Below are 15,813 nucleotides of genomic sequence, written 5' to 3'. Positions count from 1 at the left end.
CGGTCAGCCCGCTACGCGAGCCGGGTGACCTCCACGACCACGTCGAGGTCGGTGGCGCCTTCTCCCGAGTAGATCCCCTTCAGCGGGGACACGTCGGAGTAGTCGCGGCCGACGCCGACGCTGACGTATTGCTCGTTGATTTCGCTGTCGTTGGTGGGGTCGTAGTTCCACCACCCGCCGGTCCAGGCCTGAATCCACGCGTGGCTTCGTCCGTCCACGGTGTCCCCGACGACGGCGTTCTTCTTGGGATGCAGGTATCCCGACACATAACGCGCGGGAATGCCCATGTCGCGCAACATCATCAGCGAAAGATGCACGAAGTCCTGGCAGACGCCCCTGCCTTCGTTCAGCGCGTCGAGGCCCGACGTGTACACACTGGTTGTCCCCGGCATGTAGTCCAGTTCCTCGCGCACCCACTTGGCCGTGGCGACAACGGCTTCGGTGGGATCCAGATTCTTGGCGAGCTTCTTGGAGATGGTCTTGAGGCGCTTGCTGGCCGGCGTATGCGCGGTCGGGCGCAGCAGTTCGTCGAAACGATCGATCACCGCCTCGGATTGCAGATCGTCCCAACCGACCTCGCTCTCGGGCGGTTCAGGCCGTTCCGTCTCGACAACCGATGACGACGTCACCGTGAGATCGGTGTGCGGCGCGTGCAGATCGAACGCAGTGACGGCAGTCCCCCAGTAGTCGTTGAAGCGGTACGACCGGGTGGCCGGGATGGTTTCCACACGATTGAGGATGACGTTTTGCCGGGTGTCAGACTGTGGGGTCAGCCGGGCCTCGTTGTAGGACGCGGTGACCGCCGACTGGTAGGCGTATCCGGTGGTGTGCACCACCCGCAGCCGCCACATCAGGTTTTTCCGTTCCGCGCGATCAGCTGTGCGCTCTGCCCGGCATCCGACCACGCCACCCACGGCGTGACGTGGAAGTACTGCAGCGACAAGGCTTCTCCGACGTCGTAGCACGTCGTCTGCAGGCCCGCCAAGCGCGTCTCTAGCGTCTCGAGCAGTACGCCGGGGGGCATGAATTCCAGTTCACTGCGGGCGTGCCCGAGCAGTCGCTGCGCTTCAACGGTGGCCCCCACCCGGCTCTGCGGGTTACGCACCAACTCTTCGATGCTGTGTTCGGCCAGTTTCAGCGAGTAGAAAATCGATCGGGGAAACAATCGGTCGAGCATCATGAACTCGACCACCCGCCCGGCGTCCAGCACCCCGCGATAGGTGCGCAGGTAGGTGTCATGGGCTCCGGCCGAACGCAGCAGCGTCACCCACGCAGGCGAGGAGGCGCTGTCCCCCACCCGCGACAGCAGCAGCCGAACCGTCATGTCGACCCGTTCGATCGCGCGGCCCAACAACATGAAGCGGTATCCGTCGTCGCGGGACAGCGTCGAGTCGGCCAGGCCGGCGAACATCGCCGCGCGTCCCTCGATGAACGACAAAAACTCGTGTGGCCCAAGGCGTTTGGCGGCGCGCTGGCGTTCGCCCAGTGCGTTGTAGGTGGTGTTGAGGCACTCCCAAATCTCGCTGGACGTCACCTCCCGCGCGGACTTCGCGTTTTCCCGTGCCGCCGTAATCGCCTCGACAATCGAACTACCACCGCGATCGTCGGTCCTGTAGGCCACCAGCTCGGTCAACGACCAGACGTCCAATTCGTCCTCTGGAGGCTCAATACCGAGCACCTGCAACAACACCCGGGACGCGTGGTCGGGATCGACGCTGGAATCCTCCAGCAGCTGGTGCAATGCGACATCCAGAATTCGTGCCGTGTCGTCGGCTCGCTCGACATAGCGACCGATCCAATAGAGCGCTTCTGCGTTGCGGGCCAGCATCAGCGGACCACCCTCTGTTTTTGCTGTTGCTCTTGTTGATGCTTCTGCTTCTGCTTTTTCGGGGGCGCAGCGTCGTGCGGCTGCTCGCCGTTCGACTGCGCGCCGTCGGCCGCGGGATCCGTCATGGATTTCGGCAGCGAACGCACGACCTCGGCGGCGCCCAACTCGCGATCGGCGGCCGAAGCGCGCGACGACGCCAGCACCCAGGTGTCCTTGGAGCCGCCTCCCTGGCTGGAGTTGACCACTCGCGAACCCTCCACCAGGGCCACCCGGGTCAGCCCGCCCGGCAGCACCCACACCTCGTCGCCGTCGTTGACCGCGAACGGCCGCAGGTCGACGTAGCGGGGAGCCAGCGAGCTGCCGATCTGGGTCGGCACGGTCGACAGTTCCATCATCGGCTGAGCGATCCAGCTGCGCGGATCGTCGCGAATCTTCTTGGAAACGGCAGCCAGTTCTTTCTCGGAGGCTTCCGGCCCGAACACGATGCCGTATCCGCCGGATCCCTCAACGGGCTTGATCACCAGTTCGTCGACGCGATCGAGTACCTCTTCGCGTTCGTCGTCCAGCCAGCACCGGAAGGTGTCCACGTTGGCCAGCAACGGCTTCTCGCCCAGGTAGTACTCGATCATGGTGGGCACGTAGGTGTAGACGAGTTTGTCGTCGCCGACGCCGTTGCCGATTGCGCTGGAGATCACGACGTTGCCGGCGCGCGCGGCGTTGACTAGACCCGCGACCCCCAGCACCGAGTCGGCCCGGAACTGCAGCGGGTCCAGATATATGTCGTCGATGCGTCGGTAGATGACGTCGACCTGGCGCTCCCCCTCGGTGGTGCGCATGTACACCTGGTTGTCGCGGCAGAACAGGTCGCGACCCTCGACGAGTTCGACGCCCATCTGGCGGGCCAGCAGCGAATGCTCGAAATACGCCGAGTTGTAGACCCCGGGGGTCAGCACCACCACGGTCGGGTCGGCCTCGTTGGTGGCCGCGGAGTTGCGCAGCGCCCGCAGCAGATGCGAGGCGTAGTCGTCGACGGCTCGCACTCGGTGGGAGGCGAACAGGTTCGGGAAAACCCGCGCCATGGTGCGCCGGTTCTCCATCACGTACGACACGCCCGAGGGCGACCGCAGGTTGTCCTCGAGAACCCGGAAGTTGCCCTTCTCGTCGCGGATCAAGTCGATGCCGGCGACGTGGATGCGCACCCCGTTGGGCGGGATGATGCCTACGGCCTCGCGGTGAAAGTGTTCGCACGAGGTGATCAACCGGCGCGGGATGACGCCGTCGTTGAGGATTTCCTGGTCGCCGTAAATGTCGTCGAGGTACATCTCGAGGGCTTTGACACGCTGGATGATGCCGCGCTCCAGCCGGCTCCAGTCGGCCGCCGAGATCACCCGTGGCACCAAGTCCAGGGGAAACGGCCGCTCCTGACCGGACAGCGAGAACGTGATCCCCTGGTCGATAAAAGCGCGGGCCAGCGCTTCGGAGCGGGCCTCGAGGTCTGAGGCGTCCGACGGCGCAAGCTCGGCGTAGATGCCTTTGTACGGGGCGCGGACGTTGCCCTGGTTGTCGAACATCTCGTCGAAGGCGAACGCGTAGTCGTCCGATGTGAGGTTGTATCCGCCGAAGATTCGCTCAAAGCGCGCCAACGACCGCCTCGCACCGCGGGATCCCCGTTTGGTTTTCTCCAGCTGGTTAGGTTGACTCACGTGTCAGATGCTGCCTCAAATTGACGTTACGGCAGGCCACGGGTTCCCGTTTTGGGAGAAAACGTAACCGACTGCTAACCTGGGCACTCGCACTGGGTGTGGGGCGCCCTAAGCAATTCAGCGAAAAGACGAAGGAATTTTTGTGGCCAACATCAAGTCGCAGCAGAAGCGTATCAAGACGAACGAGCGCGCTCGCTTGCGCAACAAGTCGGTGAAGTCCTCGCTGCGAACCGCCGTGCGCGCGTTCCGCGAGGCCGCCGACGGTGGCGACAAAGAAAAGGCCACCGAGCTGCTGGTCACGACCAACCGCAAGCTGGACAAGGCGGCCAGCAAGGGCGTGATCCACAAGAACCAGGCCGCCAACAAGAAGTCCGCACTGGCCCGCGCCCTCAACAAGATCTAAGCCGCTCCGCCCCTATCGGCCGCCGTCGGCCACCAGTTCGGCAACATGCCTGACCGCTGATTCCAGCGCGTAGTCAGCATCCGCGGCAGCGCCTTTGACGTCGGCGTTCAGTGCCGCCACCACCTTCATCGCCTCGGCAACCGAATCACGCGACCAGCGCCGGGCCTGTTTTTGGGCTTTCTGCACCCGCCACGGCGGCATCCCGAGTTGTCCGGCCAGCCGGTAGGGGTCACCGGACAGCGGGCCGACCCGCCCGATCGTGTGCACGGCTTCGGCCAGCGCGTCGGCCAGCACCACCAGCGGCTCGCCGCGCATCATCGCCCACCGCAACGCCTCCGCGGCTCCAGCGACGTCGCCGGCCACCGCCTTGTCGGCGATGTCGAAGCCCTTCACCTCGGCTTTGCCGCTGTGATAGCGGCGCACCGCCTTCGCATCGACGGCACCGCCGGTGTCGGCAACCAACTGCGAACACGCCGCGGCGAGCTCGCGCACGTCGGAGCCGACGGCGTCCAGCATCGCAGTCACCGTCTCCTCATCGACTTTGACCCGAAGTGCGCGAAACTCCTTGCGGATGAAGTCGATACGTTCGCTGAGCTTGGTGATTCGCGCACAGGGATGCACGACGGCGCCCAGCGACTGCAGCTCGCCGGCCAGCGCCTTGGCCCGGCCGCCGCCCGAGTGCACGATGACCAGCACGGTGCCCGCGGGGATGTCGGTGCACGCCGACGCGATCATCGCTGTGGCTTCCTTGCCCGCTTCGCCTGCGGCCTCCAGCACGACGATCCGCTCGTCGGCGAACAGCGACGGGCTCAGCAACTCGGCGAGCTCATAGGTGCTGATGTCGCCCGCGCGCATTCGGTTGACCGGGATCGCGTCAGGGTCGGCGCCCGACCGCTGGCGGGCGGACCGCAGCACCTCGGCCACGGCTCGCTCGACCAGCAGCTCTTCGTCTCCCAGGACCAGGTGCAACGGCGAATCCTCGCTCACCCCACGATGGTGTCACGCCGCGCCGACGAGTCCGTACAGCGACCACGCCAGCAGGCACATCGCGACGGCCGCGCCGGCCAACCCGGTCGCCCTGCGAAACCACCGGTGCCGCCACGACACCCTGGCCAGCAGCAGGGCCGACACGGTGGCAGCACCGACCAGCAGCACGCCGGGCACGCCCGAGGGAACCGGGACGGTCGCCACCGGGATAGCTGCCGCCCACTTCGCCACACCCAACACCCACCACAGTTCGGGGCCGGTGAAACGAATCAACAGCTGGGCACCGGCAGGCCACGGCACGCACAGCACGGCCGCCGCGCTGCCCAGCACGGTGATCGGCGCGATCGCCGCGGCCACGGCGAGATTGGCGAGCGGCGCGACGAGGCTGAAGCGACCCGAAATACCGGCAACTAACGGGGCGGTCACCAGATGTGCCGCGGCCGCGACCGCAAGCCCATCCGCCAGCGGCTTGGGGCAGCCGCGCCGGGCCAGGCCCTGTGACCAGGCCGGGGCGATGACGACCAGCGCGGCCGTCGCCAGCACCGACAACGCGAAGCCGACATCGACGGCCAGCTGCGGAGCGATGCCCAGCAGTATCAGCACCGTGGCCGACAGCGCCGGAATCGCTTGCCGCCGCCGCGACGACAGCATCGCCAGCAGCGCGATGGCTCCCATCACGGCCGCGCGCAACACACTCGCGGTCGGTTGCACGACGATGACGAACGCGATCAGCGCCACGGCGGCGAGCAGGACCGCCGCTCGCCGGCCGAGCAATTGGGCGCAGCACAACACGGACGCACACACGATCGTGACGTTGGCCCCCGATACCGCCGTCAAGTGCGTCATTCCCGCCGCGCGAAATTCGCGGCTGGTCTCGGTGGTGAGTGCCGACGTGTCGCCGAGAACCAGGGCGGGCAATGCCGCGGCCTGACCGGCGGGCAGCTCCTCGCGAGCGGTGGCGGCGAACCGGCCGCGCACCGTCTGCGCGGCTCGCTGTAACGCGCCGGCCCGCCCCGTGGTGGGCCGCCCGGCCGCGTTGAGCACCGCGACCGTCAGATCGTGACGCGTCGGGCGGCTGATGCCGGCGGCGAACCGCACCGGCTGGCCGACCATCACCTCACCGAAGTCGGTCGCGCGAGCGAACACGACGACCCGGCCAGATGCCTCGTCGGTGTCCAGACGCTGCAGCGTCGCCCGGAACATCAGCCGGCCCCGGCCCAGCGACTGCGCGCTTTCGGTCGGGGTGACCGTCACCGGAATGGTCGTCCCGAACGCCGCGGTGATCGGGTGGTGAGCGACCGCGTCGGCACGCAGCGCGATGGCAAGACCGAACCCCGCGCCCACGACGCCGATCGCGACCAGGCCGGCCGCGGCGCTCCGCCGCCGCGGGCTTCGGCACCTCGGGTGGCACACCAATGCAGCCGATGCGGCGACCAACGCAACGCAGCACAGCGCCAGCGGGCGGCCGACCGGCCACACGATCCCCGCCGCCGTGACGAGCCAGGCGGTGAGCGCGGCGGGGACCAGGCGGACGTCGAGGCGCGGCGCCGCGTCCGGCACACCGGGGTGATCCACCGGCGTCAGACACGGACCAGGGCACGCAATTTGTCCAGCCGTGCCGGGCCGATGCCTTCGACGTCGGCGAGCTGGTCGACGCTGGTGAACTTGCCGTGGGCCTGCCGCCACGCCACGATCGCGGCAGCCGTGACCGGTCCGACGCCGGGCAGGGCGTCGAGCTGTTCGACAGTCGCGCTGTTGAGATCGACTACCCCACCCGCCTTCGGCGAGCCTGACCTCGGTGGCGGCGTCTTCGATGCGGATGGCGTCCCGGCTGTTACGGAGCTGCCCAGCGCGCTGGGCTGCCCGGAGATGGGAGCAAGCCCGACCACGATCTGTTCGCCGTCGTCGAGTGGGCGGGCCATGTTCAGCCCGATGGTGTCTGCGCCGTCCACCGCCCCGCCGGCGGCCTGCAGCGCGTCGGCAATCCGCGCGCCTGGTGCCAGGGTGACCACCCCGGGGGCGTGCACCAAGCCGACCACGCTCACCACCACCGGGTGGTCGGGGCCCGCGGCCGGGCTGGCCGAGGACCGGGGGCTCGCGGTGGCCGCCTTCTCGACCGGCGGCAGTCTCGCCGACATCACCGGCGCCGGGCGGTCACGCACCAGCGTGAATACCGTGATCAGCACGGCCAGGACGGCCACCACCGCGAGTGCGATGGCACCGGCACGACCCGGATCGGCGCGCATCCGGGTAAGCCAGCCGCCGCCCTGAGCCACGTCGGGCAGCCAGCGCGGGAGCAGCGAGTTCTGGTCCTCGTCCGGCGCGTCCTGATCGGACTCCGCTTGCCCGGTGTCGTCGTGCGAATCGGAATCCGGCTCGGCGCCGAGTCGTCGATGCAGTCGCTCCGCGGGAAGTTCTGTTCGCATGCGCCGACGTTAGGTGCGCCCATCGCCACGACGGGCCCGGCCGACCGCGTCCACGCGGCCTCCTGTGGACTAACTGGAGGCTGTGCACAAGCTCAGCGGCCGATAGGTCAAGATGGAAAGCAGAACGAGACGCTCATCGTCGAAAAGCGGTCGCCACGTTCACTCCCCAGGGAAAGGAGACGGCCATGCAACTGGCCCTCACGTCGGAGGAAGCCGCGTTCCGCGACGAACTTCGCAGCATTTACACGACGAAGATTCCTCAGGAGATGCGCGACCGGGTACGCGCGGGGTCGGCGGAAGTGGTCCACGACGACATCGTCACCTCCCACAAAATCCTGCACGAGCACGGCCTGGCGGTACCGAACTGGCCGGTCGAGTGGGGCGGCAAGGACTGGACGCCCACCCAGCACCAGATCTGGGCCGACGAGATGCAGCTGGCGTGCGTCCCGGAACCGCTGAACTTCAACACCAAAATGGTGGGCCCGGTGATCGCCGAATTCGGTTCGGAGGAGATCAAACAGCGCTTCCTGCCGCCGACGGCCAACCTCGACATCTGGTGGTGCCAAGGATTTTCCGAGCCCGAGGCGGGCTCGGACCTGGCGTCGCTGCGCACCACCGCCGTCCGCGACGGCGACAGCTATGTCGTCAACGGCCAGAAAACCTGGACCACGCTCGGCCAGTATGCGGACTGGATTTTCTGCCTGGTTCGCACCGACCCGCAGGCGCCCAAGCGTCAGGCCGGAATCTCGTTTCTGCTCTTCGACATGAAGACGCCGGGCATCACCCTGCGGCCCATCAAGACGATCGACGGCGGCCACGAGGTCAACGAGCTGTTCTTCTCCGACGTCCGAGTGCCCGCGAATCAACTTGTCGGGCAAGAGAATCAGGGCTGGACATACGCGAAATTCCTGTTGGGCAACGAGCGCACCGGCATCGCCGGGGTGGGGCGGACCAAAGTGCGCCTCGCCGAGGTGAAGAAGTTCGCCGAGGAATCGGGGGTGCTCAGCGATCCGCTGTTCGCAGCGAAGCTGGCCGAGGCCGAAAACGAGCTGCTGGCACTGGAACTCACGCAGGCGCGGGTCGTGTCGGACTCCGCCGACGGGGAGCCCAACCCGGCGTCGTCGGTGCTCAAGCTGCGCGGCAGCCAGTTACAGCAGATCGCCACCGAACTGCTGGTCGAGGCGGCCGGCCCCGACGCCCTGCCCGCCGACGGCGAAGACATCTCGTCGCCGGTGTGGGCGCAGGGCAGTGCGCCGCGTTACCTCAACTACCGCAAGACGTCGATTTACGGCGGCAGCAGCGAAGTGCAGCGCAACATCATCGCGTCCACCATTCTCGGATTGTGAGGCAGCCATGGACTTTCAACTGAGCGACGAGCAGGCACTGCTCCGCGACACCACCCGCGACCTGTTGTCGCGGACCTACGACCCGGAAAGCCGCAACAAGGTCATCGGCACCGATCTCGGCTGGAGCCGCGAGGTGTGGAGTCAGCTGGCCGACACCGGGATTCTCGGCCTGGGCTTCGATCCCGACGAGTCGGGCCAGCTCGAGATCGCCGTCGTGCTGACCGAGGTCGGCCGCCGGCTGGCCCCCGAACCGATCCTGCACGCCGCACTGGGGCCCGGCGCGCTGATCGCCGAACTGGGCACCGACGCCCAGAAACAACAGCTCGACGAGGTCGCGGCCGGCCAGCGACTGCTGGCGTTCGCCCACCTCGAACCCAAGCAGCGTGATCTGGCCAAGGCCGTCGCGACCGAGGCTGTTCAGCAAGGCAATTCATGGACGCTGAGCGGACGCAAGAATCCGGTGCTGGCCGGTGACTGCGCCGACACCCTGGTGGTCAGTGCCGCGTTGCCGGACGGCGGCAACGGCCTGTTCCTGGTCGACGCGTCGCAGGACAACAGCGGGGTGACCCGTCATGCGTATCCGACCTTCGACGGGCAGCGCGGCGCCCAGATCGACCTGGACTCCGCGCCCGCCGAGCCGCTGGGCGACGCGGTCGACGTGTCCCGCGCGATCAGCGACGCCGTCATCCGCATCCAGTCCGCGTTGTGCTCCGAAGCGGTCGGGGCGATGGAAGAAGCACTGCGCCTCACCACCGATTACCTGAAGACCCGCAAGCAGTTCGGCGTCACGCTGAACAAGTTTCAGGCGCTCACACAGCGCGCCGCCGACATGTACGTCTCGCTGGAATTGGCCCGCAGCATGGGCCTGTACGCGGCGATGTCGATCGCCGACGGCAACCTCGACCCGGTGATCGCCTCGCGGGCCAAGCTGCAGATCGGCCGCTCGGGCCGGCATATCGCGCAGGAGTCGATCCAGCTACACGGCGGCATCGGTGTGACCGCCGAATATCCGGTCGCTCACTATGCGGCCCGGCTCACCGCTATCGAGCAGACCCTGGGCACCTCGGGCGACCACCTGCACAACCTGATCGACCACATCGGCGACTACGACCTGGCCCGGCTGTAGCGGCATGGCCGAACTGTCGGACCGGGTCGTCGAATTCCTATCGGCTGGCACCCGCACCGGCATGCTGGGTTACGTGGCCGCCGACGGCCGCCCGCTGGTCGCCCCGGTGTGGTTCGTCGTCGACGACGGCCAGCTGGTGTTCAACACCGGCCGTGACACCTCGAAAGGCCGTGCGATAAAACGTGATTCGCGGGTTGTGATCTGTGTCGACGACCCGCACCCGCCCTATTCGTTCGTGCAGGTGCAAGGTGTCGCGACGCTGACAGACGATGCGCAGGACGTGCTGGACATCGCGACCCGCGCCGGCGCGCGGTATATGGGCGCCGATCGGGCCGAGGAGTTCGGCCGCCGCAACGCCGTCGACGGCGAACTGGTGGTGCGGGTCCACCCGACCAAGGTCATTTCCGGCCTGGATATCACCGCCTGACCGAAGGCGGTGTGGCAGGTGAATTCCTTGCCGCGCAACCGGTTCGACCGCGGCTGGCGTCGACCCGTGAGGCGCCCCCACGCACAGCAGCCCCGGGAATTTCCCGGTGGCTGGTACGGGGGGTAACGGCCGCCAACCGCAGTTCGCATAATGAGTCAACCCGCATCCGGCAAAGGAGCCTCCATGACCACAACCAGCCCAGATCGTCCGTTACGTGTGATCCAGTGGACGACCGGGAACATCGGGCGGCGGTCGCTGCATGCCATCATCGGCCGGCCCGACATGGAGCTGGTCGGCGTATATGCCCACGGGGCAGACAAGGTCGGCGTCGACGCCGCCGAACTCTCGGGCTGGCCGGAGCCGACCGGCGTGCTCGCGACCAACGACATCGACGCGCTGATCGCGCTGCACCCCGACGCCTGCTGCTACAACCCGCTGTGGCCCAACGTCGACGAGTTGGTGCGCCTCTTGGAATCGGGCGTAAACGTGTGCTCGAGCGCGGCCTGGATCACCGGCGGCAAACAAACGCCGGAGGATCGGCAACGCATCCTGACGGCCTGCGAACGGGGCAATTCGACGATCTTCGGCAGTGGCGCCCACCCCGGGATGACAAACATGGTCGGCATGGTGCTGTCTGGCTCCTGCGAGCGTGTCGACGAGATCCGGATCACCGAGTCGGTGGACTGCTCGACGTACGAGTCGGCCGAGACGCAGACGGCGATGGGCTTCTCGCAGGATCCCGACACCCCTGGGCTGGCGGAGAACGTTCGCCGGGAAAGCGAGGTGTTCGCGGAATCGGCAGCGATGATGGCCGACGCGATAGGGGCAAAGCTGGACAAAATGACGTTTGACGTCACGTTCACCGCCGCGACCGGCGACTCCGATTTGGGCTTCATGAAGATCCCCTCGGGAACGGTCGGCGGCGTCTACGGATTCCACCGGGGCTGGCAGGGCGACCGCAACATCGTCAGTGTCGGATTCAACTGGACCATGGGCAACCACGTCGACCCGCCCAAGCCGCTCGAGCACGGCCACGTCATCCAGGTCTTCGGGTCTCCCAACATGCGTACCGTCCTGCACTGCCTGCCACCCAAGGACTGGACGGAGCCCGGATTCATGGGGCTGGGAATGATCTACACCGCGATGCCGGTTACCAATGCAGTCCCGGCAGTGGTCGCTGCCAAACCCGGGATAGTGACGCTTGCCGATTTGCCGCCGGTGACCGGCCGTGTCAGAGCCTGAACATATGGTGTCTGCCACAGAGGCGGCCCCCGGAGGAACGGTTACGTGCCTTAAGGTTTACAGTACTTAGCCGAGCAATATATTTTGCCGACAACTAATGTTGTCGGCGGCGGTGCTCCGCAGGGGCGAGCGGGAGGCGGTTGAGTTGGCGACTGCGTCAAGGTCGGGTGTGATCACTCGGGCAGTCAAAAAGGCATGGATACCTCTGCTCTTGGTGGTGGTGCTGGCCGTGTCGACCTTGGTGGTGTCGAGGCTGCACAAGATATTCGGCTCTCAGGACCTCAACGCGAACGCGGGCAAGGGGATCGAGATCGTGCAGTTCAATCCGAAGGTCGTCGTCTACGACATCTCCGGCCCGCCGGGCGCCACCGCGAACATCAACTACTGGGACGCGGACGCCAACACCCACCAGGTGAACAATGCACCGCTGCCGTGGTCGACCACCCTCTCCACCACGCTGCCGGCGGTGAGCGCCAACATCATGGCGCAAAGCGACGGCAGCAGAATCACCTGCAAGATCACCGTAGATGGTGTGGTCCGCGATCAGCAGGACTCCGACGGCCATAACGCCCAGACCTTCTGCCTGGTGAAGTCCGCATGACCGACATCAACAACAAGACCGACCACAGACGTGACCTGAGCGCCGAGGACACCGGCCCGATCAGTACCCAAGAAGCTAAAGCGCGGCGCGGTCACTGGCCATACCTCCCCCACGCCATCCGCATTTTCGCGATACCGATCATCGTGGCCTGGGTGGTCGTGACGGTGCTGGTGAACGTCCTGGTCCCCACCCTGGAAGTCGTCGGCGAAGCGCACTCGGCGCCGATGACGCCCCTGGACGCGCCGTCGATGAAGGCGATGATGCGGATGGGCCACAACTTCCACGAGTTCGACTCCAACAGCACCGTGATGATCGTGCTCGAAGGCCAGCAACCCCTGGGCCAGGATGCGCATCAGTACTACGACAAGATGATCCGCGAGCTGCGCCAGGATCCCAAACACATCCAGCACATCCAGGACTTCTGGGGAGACCGGCTAACGGCGGCGGGCGCGCAGAGCGCCGACGGCAAGGCTGCGTACGTACAGGTGAACCTCGCCGGTAATCAGGGCACCACGCTGGCGAACGAGTCCGTGGATGCCGTCCGCAAGGTCATCGAGGAGAACAAGGCGCCGCCCGGCGTGAAGGCCTACGTCACCGGTCCCGCGGCGCTCTCCGACGACATGCACATCATCGGCAACGCCAGCCTGGCCACGATCACGCTGTTCACCCTGGGTGCCATCGCGATCATGTTGCTGCTGGTCTACCGGTCCGTCTCCACCACGCTGATCCAGCTCTTCATGACCTTTGTGGCGCTGGCGTGCTCGCGAGGCGTCGTCGCGGTTCTGGCCTACAACAACGCATTTGGCCTCACCACGTTCGCCGCCAACATCCTCACCATGCTGGCGATCGCCGCCGGAACCGACTACGGCATCTTCCTCGTCGGCCGCTATCAAGAGGCCATAGCCGCCGGCGAGGATCGAGAAACCGCGTACTACACCACATTCAAGGGCGTCGCCCCGGTGGTCCTGGGCTCTGGCCTGACGATTGCGGGCGCCACCTACTGCCTGAGTTTTTCGCGGCTACCGTGGTTCAACACCATGGGCGCGCCCGTGGCGATCGGCATGCTGGTCGTGGTGGCCGCCGGCCTGACGCTGGGCCCCGCGGTCGTGTTCGTCGGCAGCCGCTTTCACATGTTCGAAAAGCAGGCCAAACGTGGGCGGCTGTGGCGCCGGGTGGGCACCGCCGTGGTGCGTTGGCCCGCACCGATTTTGGCCGTCAGTGCCGCGGTCGTGATGGTCGGCATGGTGGCCCTGCCAAGCTTCAAGACGAGCTACAACGACCGCCATTACCTGCCGTTGTCGGCCCCGTCCAATCAAGGGCAAGAGGCCGCGAATCGGCATTTCTCCGAGGCACGGATGAATCCCGACTTGTTGATGGTCGAGTCCGACCATGACATGCGGAATCCGGCCGACATGTTGGTGTTGGACAGGGTGGCGAAAAATGAGATGCGCACGCTCGGCATCGCGATGGTCCAGGACATCACCCGGCCACTGGGCATTCCGATCCAGCACAGCTCGATTCCGTTCCAGAACAGCATTCAGAGTCAGACGACGATGCAGAACATGGGCTTTCTGAAGGAGCGCATCGCCGACATCCTCAGGATGGCCGACGACCTGCAGACGCAGATCGAAACCACGCAGCGCCAGTACGAGGTGTCGCTAGACCTGGCCAATGCCGCCGACGACAGCGCACGGACCACGGCGGTGACGTCGCAGATCACCGATAGCTTGCGCGACCACATCGCGGATTTCGACGACACCTTCAGGCCGGTGCGCACGTACTTCTACTGGGAGAAGCACTGCTACGACATTCCCGTGTGCATCGGGCTGCGGTCCCTTTTCGACACGTTCGACGGGTTCGACCAACTGGCCGAGCAATTCCACTATTTGACGACCGACATCCAGCACACCGCAAAAGCATCACGCGACCTGACTTCGCTGTTTCCCACGCTGATCACAACGCTGAAGACCACCAGGGGCATCACGCTGACGCTCTACCAGACGTTCAAGGCGATGATCGATCAGATGGAGGCGATGAGCAACACCGCGATCGTGATGGGTCAAAGCTTCGACACGTCGAAGAACGACGACTTCTTCTACCTGCCACCGGAAGCCTTCCAGAACCCGGACTTCCAGACGGGCCTGCGGATGTTCTTGTCGCCGGACGGGAAGTCGGCGCGTTTCTTCATCACCCATCAGGGTGATCCGATGTCGCCGGAGGGCATTGCGCGGGTCGATGCGGAGCGCACCGCCGCGCAGGAAGGGTTGAAGCAGTCCTCGCTGTCGGATGCCCGGGTGTATCTGGGCGGAACCGCCGCGACATTCCGGGACATGGCCGACGGTGAGAAATACGACCTGATGATCGCCGTGGTCTCGGCGCTGACGCTGATCTTCATGATCATGTTGCTGCTCACCAGGAGTGTGGTTGCCGCACTGGTGATCGTCGGCACCGCGGCCAGCTCGATCGCCGCGTCATTCGGTCTGTCGGTGTTGATTTGGCAGGATCTGTTCGGCATCAGAATCCACTGGATCGTGATGGCGCTGTCGGTCATCATCCTGTTGGCCGTCGGGTCTGACTACAACCTGCTGCTGGTCTCCCGATTCAGGGAAGAGATCCATCACGGACTCAAAACCGGAATCATCCGGTCGATGGCCGGCACCGGCGGGGTGGTCACGGCCGCGGGTCTGGTGTTCGCCTTCACCATGGCGTCCATGCTCGGCAGCGACCTGCGGGTGCTCGGACAGTTCGGGTCCACGGTGTGTATCGGTCTGCTGCTGGACACGTTGATCGTGCGCACATTGTTGATGCCGTCGATCGCGACCCTGCTCGGACGTTGGTTCTGGTGGCCGCAAGTTGTCCACCCGCGCGGCGACTACGGCCGAAAGCCAGTGTCGGCCTAGGCCTTCGGTAGCGCCACGCAGACGGCGACCGCCCCGGTGCCGACGTGCACCCCAAGAACCGGCCCCAGCGGCGTGATGATCGCCGGCTCGCAGGCCGGCAGCCGGCGCGCCAGCGCGGCCGCCACCTCGTTCGCGCCGTCGGGGTTGACGACGTGGTGCACCGCCAGCGCCGCGGCCTCGTCGCCCACCACCTCGCAGACCCAGTCGATCATCGCCGCAGTCGCCTTGGTGACAGTGCGAACCCGTTGGGCTAGAACAAGTTTGCCGTCCTCGATGCGCAGCAGCGGCTTCAGCGCAAGCGCGGTACCGAGCCAGGCCTTGGCGCCACCGATCCGGCCACTGCGGCGCAGGTTGTCCAGCCCGTGCACCACGATGAAGGCGTGACTGCGGCCGATCGCCGAGTTCGCGGCGTCCGCAACGGCATCTAGGTCACCGCCCGCCGCCGCCGCGCGAGCGGCGGCCAGTGCGACAAAGCCGGTGCCCATCGCCGCCGATTTCGAGTCGATTACCCGCACCGCGGGCCCGAGCTCGGCCGCGATCCGCTGGGCCACGCCGTATGTGCCCGAGAGCGCCGACGAAATATGCACTGCCACAACGGCATCGGCGTCGGCTAAGGCCGCGCGATAGGCGGCCGCAAGCTCGGCGGGAGTGGCCGCCGCTGTAGTGGCGTGATGTTGGTAGACGACGTCGGGAATCTCGTCCACACCGTCGCGCAGGTCGTGGCCATCAAGCAAGATGTGCAGCGGGACAACGCGTATCGCCCACTTGTCGAGCAGATCGGCCGGAAGGCGCGACGATGCATCGGTCACGACCACGACGGACAT

At 66.2% G+C, this 15,813-nt stretch carries 14 protein-coding genes; 7 read left to right on the top strand and 7 right to left on the bottom strand.

What is annotated here, in order from left to right:
* Positions 1 to 11: 11 nt before the first annotated feature.
* The 3 genes from MNAB215_RS19970 to MNAB215_RS19960 are packed head-to-tail and all read right to left on the bottom strand — an operon-like array spanning position 12 to position 3,531.
* Positions 12 to 851, bottom strand: a complete 840-nt coding sequence (locus MNAB215_RS19970) for a transglutaminase family protein (protein WP_077080345.1) — start codon at positions 849 to 851, stop codon at positions 12 to 14.
* On the bottom strand, positions 851 to 1,828 hold the full coding sequence (locus MNAB215_RS19965) for an alpha-E domain-containing protein (RefSeq protein ID WP_077080344.1): 978 nt from the start codon (positions 1,826 to 1,828) through the stop codon (positions 851 to 853). Before MNAB215_RS19965 ends, MNAB215_RS19970 begins: the two co-directional genes overlap by 1 nt.
* Positions 1,828 to 3,531 carry a circularly permuted type 2 ATP-grasp protein gene (locus MNAB215_RS19960; protein WP_077080343.1) on the bottom strand — a complete coding sequence of 568 codons (1,704 nt, stop codon included), beginning with the start codon at positions 3,529 to 3,531 and terminating at the stop codon, positions 1,828 to 1,830. The genes MNAB215_RS19965 and MNAB215_RS19960 overlap by 1 nt, the downstream gene beginning before the upstream one ends.
* Before the next feature lie 142 nt (positions 3,532 to 3,673).
* Between MNAB215_RS19960 and rpsT the strand changes: the two genes are divergently transcribed.
* Positions 3,674 to 3,934 (top strand): 30S ribosomal protein S20, encoded by a 261-nt coding sequence (gene rpsT, locus MNAB215_RS19955; RefSeq protein ID WP_077080342.1) that lies wholly within the window; start codon positions 3,674 to 3,676, stop codon positions 3,932 to 3,934.
* A gap of 12 nt (positions 3,935 to 3,946) precedes the next feature.
* Here the strand turns inward: rpsT and holA are convergent, their stop codons facing one another.
* The 3 genes from holA to MNAB215_RS19940 are packed head-to-tail and all read right to left on the bottom strand — an operon-like array spanning position 3,947 to position 7,347.
* Complete coding sequence (gene holA / locus MNAB215_RS19950; RefSeq protein WP_108637794.1) at positions 3,947 to 4,903, bottom strand: DNA polymerase III subunit delta; 957 nt, start codon at positions 4,901 to 4,903, stop codon at positions 3,947 to 3,949.
* 30 nt (positions 4,904 to 4,933) lie between these two features.
* Positions 4,934 to 6,481: a ComEC/Rec2 family competence protein gene (locus MNAB215_RS19945; RefSeq protein WP_077082175.1), complete on the bottom strand. Its 1,548-nt coding sequence runs from the start codon at positions 6,479 to 6,481 to the stop codon at positions 4,934 to 4,936.
* A gap of 20 nt (positions 6,482 to 6,501) precedes the next feature.
* On the bottom strand, positions 6,502 to 7,347 hold the full coding sequence (locus MNAB215_RS19940; RefSeq protein ID WP_077080340.1) for a ComEA family DNA-binding protein: 846 nt from the start codon (positions 7,345 to 7,347) through the stop codon (positions 6,502 to 6,504).
* Positions 7,348 to 7,532: 185 nt separating this feature from the next.
* Here MNAB215_RS19940 and MNAB215_RS19935 point away from each other — a divergent pair, with 185 nt between their 5' ends.
* From MNAB215_RS19935 to MNAB215_RS19910, 6 genes are all read left to right on the top strand, one after another.
* Positions 7,533 to 8,693 (top strand): acyl-CoA dehydrogenase family protein, encoded by a 1,161-nt coding sequence (locus MNAB215_RS19935; RefSeq protein ID WP_077080339.1) that lies wholly within the window; start codon positions 7,533 to 7,535, stop codon positions 8,691 to 8,693.
* A gap of 7 nt (positions 8,694 to 8,700) precedes the next feature.
* Positions 8,701 to 9,819 carry an acyl-CoA dehydrogenase family protein gene (locus tag MNAB215_RS19930; RefSeq protein WP_077080338.1) on the top strand — a complete coding sequence of 373 codons (1,119 nt, stop codon included), beginning with the start codon at positions 8,701 to 8,703 and terminating at the stop codon, positions 9,817 to 9,819.
* A gap of 4 nt (positions 9,820 to 9,823) precedes the next feature.
* Complete coding sequence (locus tag MNAB215_RS19925) at positions 9,824 to 10,246, top strand: PPOX class F420-dependent oxidoreductase (RefSeq protein ID WP_077080337.1); 423 nt, start codon at positions 9,824 to 9,826, stop codon at positions 10,244 to 10,246.
* A 183-nt stretch (positions 10,247 to 10,429) separates the two neighbouring features.
* Positions 10,430 to 11,488, top strand: a complete 1,059-nt coding sequence (locus tag MNAB215_RS19920; protein WP_077080336.1) for an NAD(P)H-dependent amine dehydrogenase family protein — start codon at positions 10,430 to 10,432, stop codon at positions 11,486 to 11,488.
* Between the two features lie 172 nt (positions 11,489 to 11,660).
* A complete protein-coding gene (locus MNAB215_RS19915; RefSeq protein WP_077082174.1) occupies positions 11,661 to 12,089 on the top strand; it encodes an MmpS family transport accessory protein in 429 nt (142 codons plus the stop codon).
* The gene (locus MNAB215_RS19910; protein ID WP_077080335.1) at positions 12,086 to 14,989 is read left to right on the top strand and encodes an MMPL/RND family transporter; all 2,904 of its coding nucleotides are present in this window, start codon (positions 12,086 to 12,088) and stop codon (positions 14,987 to 14,989) included. Before MNAB215_RS19915 ends, MNAB215_RS19910 begins: the two co-directional genes overlap by 4 nt.
* Here MNAB215_RS19910 and MNAB215_RS19905 read toward each other — a convergent pair.
* Complete coding sequence (locus tag MNAB215_RS19905) at positions 14,986 to 15,813, bottom strand: DegV family protein (RefSeq protein ID WP_077080334.1); 828 nt, start codon at positions 15,811 to 15,813, stop codon at positions 14,986 to 14,988. The genes MNAB215_RS19910 and MNAB215_RS19905 overlap by 4 nt on opposite strands.

The organism is Mycobacterium numidiamassiliense, assembly GCF_900157365.1.
In the GTDB taxonomy this organism is placed as follows: Bacteria; Actinomycetota; Actinomycetes; order Mycobacteriales; family Mycobacteriaceae; genus Mycobacterium; species Mycobacterium numidiamassiliense.
This window is presented reverse-complemented; position numbering and strand designations above follow the sequence as displayed.

Excerpts from the sequence above, each read along its gene's own strand:
- MNAB215_RS19970 (WP_077080345.1), bottom strand. The coding sequence starts at position 851 with ATGTGGCGGCTGCGGGTGGTGCACACCACCGGATACGCCTACCAGTCG.
- MNAB215_RS19965 (WP_077080344.1), bottom strand. The coding sequence starts at position 1,828 with ATGCTGGCCCGCAACGCAGAAGCGCTCTATTGGATCGGTCGCTATGTC.
- MNAB215_RS19940 (WP_077080340.1), bottom strand. The coding sequence starts at position 7,347 with ATGCGAACAGAACTTCCCGCGGAGCGACTGCATCGACGACTCGGCGCC.
- MNAB215_RS19935 (WP_077080339.1), top strand. The coding sequence starts at position 7,533 with ATGCAACTGGCCCTCACGTCGGAGGAAGCCGCGTTCCGCGACGAACTT.
- MNAB215_RS19930 (WP_077080338.1), top strand. The coding sequence starts at position 8,701 with ATGGACTTTCAACTGAGCGACGAGCAGGCACTGCTCCGCGACACCACC.
- MNAB215_RS19925 (WP_077080337.1), top strand. The coding sequence starts at position 9,824 with ATGGCCGAACTGTCGGACCGGGTCGTCGAATTCCTATCGGCTGGCACC.
- MNAB215_RS19920 (WP_077080336.1), top strand. The coding sequence starts at position 10,430 with ATGACCACAACCAGCCCAGATCGTCCGTTACGTGTGATCCAGTGGACG.
- MNAB215_RS19910 (WP_077080335.1), top strand. The coding sequence starts at position 12,086 with ATGACCGACATCAACAACAAGACCGACCACAGACGTGACCTGAGCGCC.
- MNAB215_RS19905 (WP_077080334.1), bottom strand. The coding sequence starts at position 15,813 with ATGTCCGTCGTGGTCGTGACCGATGCATCGTCGCGCCTTCCGGCCGAT.